This window comes from Brachyspira pilosicoli P43/6/78 (assembly GCF_000325665.1).
GTDB classification, from domain to species: domain Bacteria; phylum Spirochaetota; class Brachyspiria; order Brachyspirales; family Brachyspiraceae; genus Brachyspira; species Brachyspira pilosicoli.
On sequence record NC_019908.1, the window covers coordinates 2,160,533 to 2,174,899 of the forward strand.

A 14,367-nucleotide genomic window follows, 5' to 3' on the forward strand; every position below is an offset into this window, starting at 1 on the left:
ATAAACAAAATAATATTATTAATTATAATTTATAATTTTAAATAGTGCTATTGATTATTTTTTAATTTTCTGAAATTTGCATCAAAGCTTATATTTATATGCGTATAATTTGAGTTTACACTGCTTCCTATTACTAAATTATTAGGATAGCTCCAGTTTCTAAGAGGCACATTAAAATATTTTAATATTCTATTTGCTTTTTCTAATTGTATTGTAAATATATAATTTGGATTATAGTCATCTATTTTCTTTGTCATTTCATTTAAGGTGTTTTTAGTATTTATGTTATTTATTGCTGTTTCTATTGCTTTTACGTTTTCACTAAAAAAGTATATTTTATCTACAAATGTGTAATATAATGATGAACCATTAGGAAAAGTATAAGAATATATATAACCATTATTATATTTTTTTTCTAACTTTGTGATGTTAATATATTTTTTTAATAACTCATTTTCTAATTTCGGTAAAATATTATCATAGTTTTCTATATTAAATATCATAATAGGATAAATTATCTTACTTGATTCTATATAAGCTAATGCCATCTCTCCGTATAAATCACTAATAATACTTAAAAAAGAATATTTGTTATTCATCTTATTAAATAAGTTTAACAATTCTCTTTTTATTTTTGTATTATTATCATTTTTTAAATCATTATATATAATAGGGTATAGCCCAGAAATATAAGATTTTAATGATAAATAAACAACAGTATTTTGATAAGGCAAATAATTTTGTATATTATTTTGTTTATTTAAATTATAAAGCTCAAACTTATCAGAGCCTCCATATTTATAATCAACAAAAATATCCATTTTGCCATTATCATCATATAGTTTTATATTTCCATATATATTATAAACATCTCTAAAATATTTTATTGGATTAAACAGCATAGAGCCTTCGCATTTATTATCATCAAACAACTTTTTATTTATATAAAAAGAAATATCAGGATTATAATTTAATGATGAGTTTTGTAATATGCTTATATTTTCAAAACTTCCAGCTCTAGCATCAAAGAAGTCTATAATTTTTTTTATGCTTGAATAATTTTTGCTTATTATAACAATACCATTATAAAAAGAAAAATAAATTAAAGGCTTATCATTTATTAGTCCAAATACTTTATAATTGTTATATACTTCTTTTTTTATTTCATATTTTACAGTTCCTATATTTACTGTTTTCAAATTAAAAAAAACATTTGCTAAAAAAGTATTAATTTTACCCACATCAAAAAAATACAATAATTCTGAATTTGAAAGACTATTATTATATTTCCATAGGAGTATGGAGGCATTTCTGGAGGTTAAAATTTTAGAAAACTGTTTTATAAAGAAATTTGAATTATTTTTTAAATTATAAAAGAAAGCATCAATAGTTTTTATCATTATAGAAAAATCATACATCGATTCATCATGAGAAATTCTATAAGCATATACAGAGCTAGTAAATTTTGATATACTTTCATTTATACTTTTAGCACTTATATATATAATACTATCTTTTGGCATATTAATATTTTTCATATTCTTTTGATGCAGTCCAAAAGGATAGTATCCTATTACCAACCCTACAGCTAAAATTATTATTAATATAGATGATATTATAATAGTTGCTTTTATTTGACGTCTTCTTTTAATGCTTATCATATTTTATATACCCTATACACAATTAATTATTTTCGTCATTTTAGTTATATAATTAAATTATGAAAATATATTGTTTACTTTAATATAATTTATTAATTATTAAATACAAAATTCCGTATTATTATTTTAATTAATTTTATAATTGATAATTGAATAAAAGTATTATTTATGTTATTATAAATAGTAATATATTTGCGTTTTTTCGGAGGATATAAATTATGAAAGTGGCAAAATTTGGAGGTTCTTCACTTGCTAATGCTTCACAGATAAAAAAAGTTGTAGATATAGTTTTATCTGATAAAGATAGAAGAATAGTTGTGGTTTCTGCACCTGGTAAGAGAGTAAAAGAAGATACTAAAGTTACCGATTTGCTCATAGCACTTGCTGATGCAATACTTGCTGGAAAAGACGGCAATCATGAATTAAAGATAATATTAGAAAGATTTAAAAGTATAATAGATGATTTAGGATTATCTAATTCGCTTTTAGAAGAGATTGACAGAGACATAAAAAAGAGGATATCAGAAGATAAAAGTATTGCTACAAAGTTTACAGATGGAGTTAAGGCATTAGGAGAGGATATTAATGCTAAGGTAGTAGCTTCATATATTAACAGTTTAGGAGTAGAGGCAAAATATGTTAATCCTAAAGATGCTGGGCTATTATTGTCAGAAGAGTTTGGAAATGCTGCTGTACTTGATGTTTCTTATAAGAATTTAGCTAAATTAAAAGATGAAAGTGCTATAGTAGTTTTCCCTGGATTTTTTGGATATACACAGAAGGGAGATGTTGTAACTTTCCCAAGGGGCGGAAGCGATATTACTGGTTCTATACTTGCTAAGGCAGTGAATGCTGAAGTATACGAAAACTTTACTGATGTAGATGGAGTTTTGGCTGCTTCTCCTAGTATAGTAGATAATCCTAAACTTATAGATGAGTTTACATATAGAGAGATGAGAGAGCTTAGTTATGGCGGTTTTAATGTACTTCATGCAGAGGCACTTCAGCCTGTTTATGAAGCTAATATACCTGTTCATATACTTAATACTAATAACACTGCTTCAAAAGGTACTAAAATAGTTGCAAAGAGAGATAAATTAAAAAATCCGGTTGTTGGTGTTTCTGGAGAATCTGACTTTTCTTGTCTTTATGTTAGTAAATATCTTATGAATAGGGAAGTTGGTTTTGGAAGAAAATTGTTGGCTATAATAGAAGATGAAGGAATACCATATCAGCACGCTCCTTCTGGTATAGATAATATATCTGTAATAGTTAGAGGTTCTACTTTAACAAAAGAGAAAGAGAAACGCATTTATGAGAGGGTACGTGATGAACTTAATGTTGATAATGTTTTCTTTGATAATGAATTGGCTTTAGTAATGCTTGTGGGAGAAGGTATGCAGGAGGTTGTTGGAATTTCTGCTAGGGCTATGAATGCTATTGAGAAGGCTAATGTTAATATTGAAATGCTTAACCAGAGTATCAGTGAAGCTAGTATTATGATAGGGGTTAAGGAAAAAGATTTAAACAAGGCTATTAATGCTGTTTATAAGGCTTTTTTTACTGAACAATAATTAGTAATAAGTTGGAGAAAATTTGTTTATAAAAAAGGAGTAATACTTCCAATTCATTTACTTCTTTTGCTTAATATACTTACCTGTGGATTATTTTTTTGTATATATAAAACTATAATATAAATAAAATATTTCACAGGTAAAAATATATTAATATGTTGATTGAAGTATTATTAAGTTTCTTTACTTGCGGGCTTTCTTTTAAGTATTTTTATTATAAATATGGTAGTATATAGTAAATGCATCTTATTTTGCAATATAAACTTAATAATATTTGTAAAAAAGCAGATACAATATAATAAATATTTTATTATATTATAATTAGTTGTACATAATTAATTATATTATATAGAGAAAATAATAATGAAAAAGCTTTATTTATTTTTATTGTTTTTAAGTTTTTTTAGCTCTGGTTATTTATATTTTTATGATGATAGTAATTTTACTATGATACCTTATGAAAGGCTTCCTGATATTTCAAAAGAATTTATAGAAAATAATTTTAATGATTATACAATACATAATACTATGATGAGCCATCATTATATAGTAGTATTTAAAGGCGGAAGTTCTATTCAATTTAATTTTAAAGGAGAATGGATTAATATTATAGGCAATAGAAATATTATACCATTTGAAAAAGCAGGCAGATTTATACCTTCAAATATTATAAATACTCTAAAATCAAAATATACTAAAATAAACTCAATATATAAAAAATCTAAAGGCTATCAATTTAAAGTTGATGATGGCAAAATAGTTTCTTTTGATAAAGAAGGAAATATTATTTAAAACAATTAATGATTAGATTGACAAAAGATATCAATTTATTATAATATTATTAATGATATCTTAATAGTTATAGTAAAAAGGTAAAAAAATGAAAAAAATACTTATAATATCTTCAGAATATACAGGTCATGGGCATAAAAGTGTACATACTGCTCTTATTCAAGGTTTTGAAAAATTATATAAAGATAGTGTTGAGATAAAAGTAGTAAATGGCTTTACTTTGGGAGGTCCTGATTTATTAGCAGCTGAGAGACTTTATAATCAATGTGTAAAATATTTTCCTAAACTTTGGGAGAAGATTTTTAAGTTTTCATTTAAAAACAAAGACTTTATTAATAAAAATAATTCTATAACAATTAAGAGAAGTTTTTTAAAGATTTATAAACAGTATAAGCCAGATTTAATTTTGAATGTGCATCCTCTATTTAGCGGAAGTTTATTAAATATAATAGAGAAGAAGAAATTAGATGTGAAGTTTTTTATACTTATTACAGATTTAATTACAATAACAAAGATTTGGTTTGATAATAGAGCAGATAAAATAATAAGCCCTTCAAAAGAAGCTACAGAGTATATGATAAAAAATGGAATAGACAGAGAAAAGCTTATAACATTCGGTCTTCCTGTAAGAAATGGTTTTGATGCTCCTTTTGCAAGCAAAGAAGATATTATTAAAAATACAAATATAAATGGAAAGTTAAAAATATTAATACTCAATAATTCTGAAAAGACAAAAAGACTTTTATATATAATAAAAAATCTTTATAGCAGATATAATTGCGAAGTTACAATAATATGCGGAAGAAATAAGCATACATATAATAAGCTAAATAAATTTTATGCTTCAAGAAGTTATAGTCCTCAGATAATAGGCTACACTCAAAATATAGCAAAACTTTTTCATGATAATGATATATTAATAACAAGGTCAGGTCCTACAGCCATAATAGAGGCAGTTAATTGCATTATTCCAATAGTATCTATGGGGGCTTTACCAGGTCAGGAAGAGGAGAATCCTATTTATATACAGCAAAATGGTTTAGGTTTAGATTCAAAATCTACAGATGATATATTTAATAAAATAGACTTACTCATTGCTAATAATAGAGAAAACCTTGTAAAAATGCGAGAGGCACAATTTGATTATTATGGCAGAAATGTTAGAGATGATATTGTTAAATATTTAGCAGATAATATTTAATCTCTTTTGCCTTTTGTAATATTACCGTCAAAGTCTACCGTGATTTTTCTTCTGCTTTTGAATTGTATTTTGTATTCTTTGCTTTTTTTCTGTATATATATTACTTTTTCATCTGGGAATTCTTTTTTTACGATATTTTGTATTTTTTCTTCTATATAATCTATAGATATTTCATCGCCGCCGCCGCTTATAGTATGCCAATCTCCATTAAAGTTTACATATATTTTTAATCCGCCTTTAAATATTAAAACATATCCTCCAGATGATTTAGCAGCTCTATATAGATAATAATCTGAGAAATATTTATCAGCAAACATTATAGAGCTTTTAGGTACTTCACTTAATCCAATAGACTGTGAGTATAAATAGATATTCATTATTGATAATATAAAAATGATATACAATGTTTTTTTCATTATTTTCTCCAGAATTATTATTTATATACAAAGGATTATATATATAATATTTTTTAATGTCAATTTTTTAGTAAATTAATTCATTTTAAAGAATTTCATTAATTCTTGTAAATTTTGTGCTTGTTCTAAAATTTCTTTTGATGATAATGCTGTCTCATCTACTAAAGAAACATTTTTATTAGTAATGGCATCTATTTTTGATATAGATATATTTACATGTTCTATAGATGTTTCTTGTTCTAATGCAGTTGTGCTTATCTCATTCATTATTTTAGCAGTGTTTTCCACTTTTGATTGTATATCATCAAATATTAATTTAGATTCTCTGGCAGTTTCTGCAGATTTATTAATTTTTTCATATATGTTATCTATTAATAATGTTATGTCTTTAGCTGAAGTTTGTGAGTTTTGAGCCAAGTTTCTAACTTCTGATGCCACAACAGCAAAACCCTTTCCATGTTCTCCTGCACGTGCAGCTTCCACAGAGGCATTGAGAGCAAGTATATTAGTTTGAAAAGCAATATCTTCTATTGTTTTTGTGATAGTTTTAATTTTTTCGCTATCCTCATAAACTTCTTCTATATTTCTTGTAGTTTCTGATATACTCTTAGCACCATTTTCTACGGCTTCTTTAGATGATGCCATCATATTATTTCCATCTACAGAGTTTGCAGTTGAACTTTTTATTGTAGAAGCCATTTGCTGTATTGCAGATGATGTTTCTTCTAGGCTGCTTGCCTGTTCTTCAGTTCTTTGCTCTAAATCATTGCTTCCTCTAGATAATATTAAGGCAGACTCATTAATTTTTTCTGAAGTATTATTAACCTCATTGATTATGTTAGATAATGCATCTCTCATCTCTCTAAAAGAATCTGCTATTTCTCCTATTTCATTATTTTGAAACTTATGCTCTTCTAATACAAAATTTCCTTTTGACATATCTTTTGCTTCTTTTGCTACAACTTTTAAAGGAGAGATTTTTATTTTTGTGTAAAAATATCCTATTATATATCCAAGAATAATTCCTATTATTCCTATAATAATTCCTGTAGTTATTAATTTATTTTTATTTTGATTTAATAGTTTATTTGGTATAGCAATAGCCAATTTCCAAGGAAGATTATTAGCAGAATAGAAGAAGCATGATTTTTCAACAGATGATTCTGTAAATGATAAATAACCTTCTTTTTCATTAATTATATTATTGAACTCTTTTGGAAACTCTTTACCAATATTCTCTAATAAATTATGCATTATAATATTTTTTTGATTTATAATAAAAATTCTTCTATCATTATCAAAATTATCTCCTATATTAATTAGCATCTCATCAACAACTTTAGACCAATCTAATATTACAAGCATAGCTCCCAAATAGCTTTTATCAGTCCTTGAAAGCACAGGAGATATACAGCCTATAATCCATCTTCCGTCATTATTTTTATATATATAGTCTGATAATGTAGGTTTTTTTACATTGTTAAATTTTTGCCACAGTTCTGGAAATAATTCAGATATTTTTTTACCAGTGATATTATCTCCTTTTGAAGAGCTGTTTATAATAGTGCTGTCTTTTTCTACTAATGATAAGCTAATTACATATTGGTTTTTTGCTCCCATTAACCCTAGTACAGTAAGCATATTAGCTTCTGCTTCAACATTTCTTTGTATCATATAATTAATAACAAATGATAATGAAGAGTAAGTATCCGCTAATACAAGCTGATTTTCAGACCATGAGTTTATAAAAGTAGTATATCCTTTTACAGTAGTTTGAAAACCGTCATATGTAGCTTTATCTATAGCTTTTGAAGACATACTTACTAATGTAAAAATCGATATAAACATCAATGAAGTAATAAATATATTAATTGCCATAGGTATTTGTATTGTTAGACTATTAAATTTATTTTTCATTTTATTAAACTCTCTATATATATATTTCTATTATTTTTACCTGTATAGGGTATATAGTATTATAGTTTTTTAGGTATGTCAAACATATTTTTATGTTTTTTGTTTTAAAAGTTTTTAAAATTCATTAAAATATTTATATGTATAATAATAATATTTAATTTGACTTTTATGTATTTTGTAGTAGAATATATAGGTTGATATATAAGAGTATTAACCCAAAAATCACATATTTTAATAATAAAAGGAGAATAAAACTGTGAAACTCCCAAAAGTCAATGATTTAGGATTTTTCGAGATCCGTCTCGAAAGTATCGGTGGAATGGGTGCTAATAGTGCTGGTAAAATGCTTGCAGAAGTAGGCGTTTTAACACAAGGTTTCTATGGTGCTGCATTCTCAAGTTATGGTTCAGAAAAGAAAGGTTCTCCAGTAAAATCTTTTGTAAGGTTTTCAGAAACTGAAGTTAGAGTAAACTCTACTGTAGAAGAACCACATGTAGTGGCAGTGTTCCACATGAATCTTCTAAAAAACCCTCTTACATTAGCTGGTGTTAAAGAAGATGCTATTGTTATTTTTAACACTAATAAAACACCTGATGAGGCAAGAGATTTTGCTAAATTACATGGCGGTAAAGTAGTTTGTATTGATGCAATAAAAATCGCTAATGATTTAAAACTTCCTTCACAAGCTGCTAATACTATCATAATGGGTGCTATGGTTAATCAGCTTGATTTCATAGATTCTGCTAAGTTTGAAGAGCAAATCAGAAAACAATTCGGCGGAAGAAAAGCTGAATTAGTTGAGCCAAATATTGAAGCTTTCAGAAAAGGCGGAAGTGAATCTGTTGTTAAAGAATTCAAAGCTGACGGAAAATATCCTTATATTCCTTATAAAAAACCAGAACCTGTATATGGTAAAAATAACCAATTAACAGGCGGTTATATCAATGCTGCTGGTAACTCTACTTTAAAAGATTTACAAGTTACTCGTACTGGTAATATACCTGTATTCAATCCTGCTAACTGTATTGATTGTGCTAACTGTGAAGTTGTTTGTCCTGACCTTTGTATCGTTTGGGAAAAAGGACCAGACAGGAAAGACCCTAATAAAACTGCTATGAATATGATGGGTATAGATTATCAATACTGTAAAGGTTGTTTAAAATGTGTTAGAGCTTGCCCTAAAGGACCTTATTCTGGTAAATTTGAAAAAGATCAGCAGGCTTTAAGAATAGAAGTAGAAGCTAATTGTGATGTTGATAAACTTACATACAGACGTTATAAAAAATAATAAGGAGCGTATAAATGGCACAAAAATATAATCTTGCTGAGCAAGAAAACATACTTGAAAGTGGTAATGAATTAGCAGCCATTGCAGCCGCTCAAATCAATTATCACGTTATGGGTTACTACCCAATCACTCCATCTACTCAAATTGCTGAGTACTTAGATGAAATGAAAGCTAATGGCAGACATACTGTTTGCATGATTCCTGGTGACGGTGAACATGGTGCAGCTGGTATCTGTTATGGTGCTACTACTGCAGGAGGAAGAGTATTCAATGCTACTTCTGCTAACGGTTTACTTTTTGCTATGGAACAATTACCTGTTCAAGCTGGTACTAGATTCCCTATGGTATTAAACGTTGTAAACAGAACTGTTTCTGGTCCATTAGATATTAAATGTGACCAATCTGACATAATGATGGCTCTTAACACTGGTTGGATTATCATTATGGCTCATACTACTCAGATGGTTTATGACTTCAATATATTTGCATTAAAAATTGCTGAGAAAGCTAAACTTCCTATCATTGTTTCTTCTGACGGATTCTTTACTTCTCACCAAAAGAAAAAAATCCACCTTTTCAAAAATGATAAAGATGTTCAAGATTTCTTAGGTAAATATACTCCTGAAGTTACTTCTGTTGAGCCTACTAAGAACCCTGTTACTATTGGGCCTTACATGAATGAAGACGAATTAACAGGTAGTAAATTACAACTTTCTCAAGCTTTAGAAGATTCTAGAGCTATTATTGCTGAAGTATTTGAAGAGTTTGCTTCTCTTTCTGGAAGAAAATACTCTCCTATAGAAACTCATAACATGGAAGGAGCTGAAGTTGCTTTAATGCTTTGCGGTTCTGCTTATGAAACTGGTACTTTGGCTGTTGATGAAATGAGAAAAGCTAATCCTAATCTTAAAATTGGTGCTTTCGCTATTACTCAGATTCGTCCTTTCCCTGAAAAAGAATTACAAAAATTACTTGCTAATGTTAAAGTAGTTGTTGTAGGTGATAGACAAGATACTTATTCTGGTATGGGCGGTAATATGTCTACTGAGATTAGAGCTGCTCTTAAAAATGACCCTAACAACAAATCTTCTATTGTTAGCAGAGTTTATGGTCTTGGCGGTACTGAGTTTACTCTTGACAAAGCTAAAGAATTATTTGAATTAGGTTTAAAAGAATTAGCTAAAGCTGGTTCTGTTGAAAAACACTCTTATTTAGAACAATATATGGGTGACCCTAATGTTAAAATGAAACCTATACATGAACCTTTAACTTTAGAGAGCCAAAAATCAGGCATTACTGTTACTATGAACGAACAAACTCATAAACTTGATGTTAAAGTTCCACCTCTTAGAGAATTAACTGGTAAAGCTTATCGTTATGCTCAAGGTCATGGTGCTTGTAACGGTTGTGGTATATTCTCTGGTATCAATACTTTCATGAAAGGTATAGAAGGTTCTGTTGTACTTTTGGTACATACTGGTTGTTCTATGGTTGTTACTACTGGTTATCCTTACAGCTCTTATAGAACTACTTATGTTCACAACTTGTTCCAAAACGGTGCTGCTACTCTTTCTGGTATTGTAGAAATGTATCATGAGAGAAAAAGAAGAGGAGAAATTGACGGACCAGAAGATCCTACATTCATAATGGTTACTGGTGACGGTGGTCATGATATAGGTATGGGACCTTCTATTGGTGCTGCTATTAGAAATCACAAAATGATTATCTTAGAATATGATAATGAAGGATACATGAACACTGGTAACCAATTATCATTCTCTACTCCATTAGGACATAGAACTTCTACTTCTAACGTTGGTAAAGCTGAAGTTGGTAAACAATTCGGTCACAAAGACGTAGCTCAAATATTTAATGGTTGTCATATACCTTATATTGCTACTGGCTGTGAAGCTTATCCTTTAGATTTAGTTAAAAAAGCTGCTAAAGCTCAATGGTATGCTAATAACGTTGGTACTGCTTTCGTTAAACTTCTTATCACTTGTCCATTAAACTGGAAAACTCCAGATGATATGGGTAAAGATATTATTAAAGCTGCTGTTGATTGTTGTTTCTTCCCATTATATGAGGTTGAACAAGGTATCACTACTATCACTAATATGGTAGCTGATGACAAAAAACAACCTGTTACTGAATGGTTAAAATTAATGGGTAAAACTAAGCACCTTCTTAAACATCAAGACATACTTGATAAATTCCAAGCAGATGTTGATAACAGATGGGCTCGCTTAAAAGCTATGCATGAAAGTCCTGTTCTATAATAAATTATTAGAACATAAATAAATATAACGGTTGTTAATGAAATATTAGCAGCCGTTATTTTTTGCTTTTTTCTAAATCCCGCCCATTATTCTTTTTTATTTAAAATGAAAAATGAAAACTTATTTTTTTAATTGCTTTCACGGAAAATATAGTTCCCGCCCTAAATTTTTTTAAAATTATTGAATTATTCACCGCACGCAGAGTAAAGCTTTAAATATAAACTAATTAAGAATATAATTTAAACTATAAAAAACAATCAACTAAACGTGCGTTAAATAGGTTTTTAATTTAAATAAAACTTGGGTGGGTGTTAACATTTCTTATAAAGCAATAAACATAATTAATATTAACAATTATAAAGTTAAGCAACAAATATAAAAGGGTGGGGTTTAGAAAAGATTATTTAAATATATATAAAAATTTTATCTTTACAAAAAGCATTTATTTTAGTATAATTGTCTAAACATAGTTTTAGGGAGAAATAATAAATGACAGACAAAAAATTTTATATCACAACTCCAATATATTACCCTTCAGATTATTTACACATAGGACATTGTTACTGTACTATAGCAACAGACACCATGGCTAGATATAAAAAAATAATGGGTTATGATGTTTATTTTTTAACAGGTACTGATGAACATGGAGAGAAGATTCAAAGAAAAGCAGAAGAAGCTAAAACTACTCCCAAAGAATATGTTGATAATATAGTAGATGCTACAAAAAAATTGTGGAAAAGACTTCATATAGATTATAGTCATTATATAAGAACAACTGATGATTATCATGAAAGAAGAGTACAAAATATATTTAAACAGCTTTATGATAAAGGTTATATTTACAAAGGTTCATATAAAGGTCTTTACTGTGTAAGCGATGAAGCATTTTTTACAGAGAGTCAGGTTGTAAAAAAAGATGATGGAAAATGTTACTGCCCTGATTGTGAGAAAGAATTGGAATATAAAGAAGAGGAATGTTATTATCTTAAACTTTCTGAGTTTGGAGATTGGCTTATCAATTATTATAAAGAGCACCCTGAATTTTTAGAGCCAAAAGAGAGACAAAATGAGATGCTTAAGAATTTCTTGCTTCCTGGTCTTGAAGATTTAGCTGTTACTCGTAAGGGCTTAAAATGGGGTATACCTTGCCCTATAGATAATGAGCATAGTATATATGTATGGATTGATGCTTTATCAAATTATATTACAGCTTTAGGCTATAGTGAAGAAGATGAGCTATATAAAAAATATTGGCCTTGTGATGTTCATTTTGTTGGTAAGGAGATTGTTCGTTTCCATGCTATTATATGGCCTATAATGCTTAAAATGCTTGATATACCGCTTCCTAAAAAAGTATTTGGTCATGGCTGGGTACTTTTTGATGATGGTAAGAAGATGAGTAAGAGTAGGGGAAATGTTGTTGATCCTAATGCTTTAATAGATAAATACGGTGTTGATGCTTTAAGATATTTTCTTATGAGAGAGATTAATTTTGGTGTTGATGGATTTTATTCACAAGAGATTTTCTTAAAGAGAATTAACAGCGATTTGGCTAATGATTATGGTAATTTGTGGCATAGAATTACTACAATGCTTGGCAAATATTTTGACGGTATTCTTCCAGAAGAGGTTGAGAGTGTTTATTCTGATAGAGAGAGAGAATTAAAAAAGGCAGTGCTTACTTTAGATGCTAATGTAGAATCTGCACTAGACAGTTTTAAGTTTCAAGAGGCTTTATTTAATATTTGGGAAGTGATAAGAATGGTGAACAAATATGTTGAAGAGAGTGCTCCTTGGAATCTTGCTAAAGATGAAAGTAAAAGAGACCATTTAGCTAATGTAATGTATATATCTTTTCAGGCATATTATATAGTAACTGCTTATTTACAGATATTTTTTGTAGAGACTCCTAAAAAGGTATTTAATAGACTTGGACTTGGCGACAGTGTACCTTTGGAAGATGCTAAGAAATGGGGTTCTTTAAAGGCTGGCATAAAGATAGAGAAAGGAGAGCCTTTGTTTAATAGATATGATATAGAAAAAGAGATAGGTGCTTCTTCAGAGGAAAACAAAAAAGAAGTTAATCCTCCTAAAGAAGATAAACATAAACCATACATAGAAAAAGAAGATTTTGAGAAGTTAGAATTATTGACTGCTACAATAGTTGTTGCTGAGAAGGTAGAAAATGCTGATAAGCTTTTAAAGTTTGTAGTTGATATAGGCGGAGGCGAGCAGAGAGTTGTTGTATCATCTATAGCTGAGTATTATAAACCAGAGGATATGGTTGGAAAGACTGTGCTTTATCTTGCTAATTTAAAACCTAAAAAGTTTAGAGGCGTTAATTCACATGGTATGCTTCTTTTGGCAGATAATGGAGAGACTCTTTCTCTTATGGTAACTGAGAAAGGTTTTAAATCTGGATGCGAAGTAAATTAAAAAATAAATATAAAAAATGAAAAATAAAACTTTTAATGAAAGCAAATTAAGAAAAAAGCTTCAAAAAAATAAATTAAATCAAAAACAAAAAAAATTAATAAAGAAAATAGTATTATATTTTTTGTTAATAATATTTATCGTTGGCATTATTTTTGTTTTTAATAAAGCAAAAGTTTTGAGAGTTGAGATAAGAGGGCTTAAATTAATAGCGCCGATTACTATAATAGAAGAAGCTAATTTGAGTGATTATAATAATAAAAGTTTATTTTTGATACCGAAAAAAGAAATAAAACAAAGAATAGAAAAAAATATCAGGCTTCAAGTAGAAAGCATAAAAATATCTTTTCCAGATTTACTTATCGTGAATATAAAAGAGAGAGAGACTTTATTTTTAGCAGAGTCCCAAAATGGTATATATGAAATTACCGATGACGGATATATTATAAGAAATTCATCTATTTATAATTATGATGTACCTTATATTACAGGTTTAACTATCACTTCAACAAATGAAAAAATAGAAAATGATTATACAAAATATTTAAGAAGCGTTTTATATGAATTAAAAACTAACAATTATGATATATATAATCTTATTTCAGAGATAAATGCTTTTGGAAAGGATTTAATACTTTATCCAAGGGGCTATCAGGTTCAGGTGATATTAGACAAGTATGTTACTGCTAATAAATTTGTTGATCTTGCTGCTATATTAAAAACTGTGCATGATCAGGCTACTTTAACTTATAGAATAGATTTTAGATTTAATGAAGCTATAATCAATTAACCAATCACTATTA

At 28.1% G+C, this 14,367-nt stretch carries 10 protein-coding genes; 7 read left to right on the forward strand and 3 right to left on the reverse strand.

The features are described from left to right. Window positions 1-47: 47 nt before the first annotated feature. Window positions 48-1,661, reverse strand: a complete 1,614-nt coding sequence (locus BPP43_RS09755) for a hypothetical protein (RefSeq protein WP_015274832.1) — start codon at window positions 1,659-1,661, stop codon at window positions 48-50. Window positions 1,662-1,879: 218 nt separating this feature from the next. Between BPP43_RS09755 and BPP43_RS09760 the strand changes: the two genes are divergently transcribed. From BPP43_RS09760 to BPP43_RS09770, 3 genes are all read left to right on the forward strand, one after another. Continuing rightward, a complete protein-coding gene (locus BPP43_RS09760; RefSeq protein WP_015274833.1) occupies window positions 1,880-3,235 on the forward strand; it encodes an aspartate kinase in 1,356 nt (451 codons plus the stop codon). Window positions 3,236-3,598: 363 nt separating this feature from the next. Continuing rightward, entirely contained in the window at window positions 3,599-4,027 is a 429-nt protein-coding gene (locus BPP43_RS09765; protein ID WP_013243892.1) for a PepSY-like domain-containing protein, read from the forward strand. 88 nt (window positions 4,028-4,115) lie between these two features. Further along, the gene (locus BPP43_RS09770; protein WP_013243891.1) at window positions 4,116-5,228 is read left to right on the forward strand and encodes an MGDG synthase family glycosyltransferase; all 1,113 of its coding nucleotides are present in this window, start codon (window positions 4,116-4,118) and stop codon (window positions 5,226-5,228) included. On the opposite strand, the gene BPP43_RS09775 is transcribed toward BPP43_RS09770, so the two are convergent. After that, complete coding sequence (locus BPP43_RS09775) at window positions 5,225-5,644, reverse strand: PepSY-like domain-containing protein (protein ID WP_015274834.1); 420 nt, start codon at window positions 5,642-5,644, stop codon at window positions 5,225-5,227. The two genes, BPP43_RS09770 and BPP43_RS09775, sit on opposite strands and share 4 nt — an antisense overlap. Window positions 5,645-5,719: 75 nt before the next feature. Further along, window positions 5,720-7,561, reverse strand: a complete 1,842-nt coding sequence (locus tag BPP43_RS09780; RefSeq protein ID WP_015274835.1) for a methyl-accepting chemotaxis protein — start codon at window positions 7,559-7,561, stop codon at window positions 5,720-5,722. A 256-nt stretch (window positions 7,562-7,817) separates the two neighbouring features. Here BPP43_RS09780 and BPP43_RS09785 point away from each other — a divergent pair, with 256 nt between their 5' ends. The 4 genes from BPP43_RS09785 (at window position 7,818) to BPP43_RS09800 (ending at window position 14,354) form a co-directional block, all read left to right on the forward strand. Then, the gene (locus BPP43_RS09785; protein ID WP_014933835.1) at window positions 7,818-8,849 is read left to right on the forward strand and encodes a 2-oxoacid:acceptor oxidoreductase family protein; all 1,032 of its coding nucleotides are present in this window, start codon (window positions 7,818-7,820) and stop codon (window positions 8,847-8,849) included. 14 nt (window positions 8,850-8,863) lie between these two features. Then, window positions 8,864-11,128 carry a thiamine pyrophosphate-dependent enzyme gene (locus BPP43_RS09790; protein WP_013243887.1) on the forward strand — a complete coding sequence of 755 codons (2,265 nt, stop codon included), beginning with the start codon at window positions 8,864-8,866 and terminating at the stop codon, window positions 11,126-11,128. Between the two features lie 489 nt (window positions 11,129-11,617). Beyond that, a complete protein-coding gene (metG, locus tag BPP43_RS09795; protein WP_013243885.1) occupies window positions 11,618-13,567 on the forward strand; it encodes a methionine--tRNA ligase in 1,950 nt (649 codons plus the stop codon). Between the two features lie 16 nt (window positions 13,568-13,583). Then, on the forward strand, window positions 13,584-14,354 hold the full coding sequence (locus tag BPP43_RS09800) for a cell division protein FtsQ/DivIB (protein WP_013243884.1): 771 nt from the start codon (window positions 13,584-13,586) through the stop codon (window positions 14,352-14,354). The last annotated feature ends 13 nt before the right edge of the window (window positions 14,355-14,367 follow it).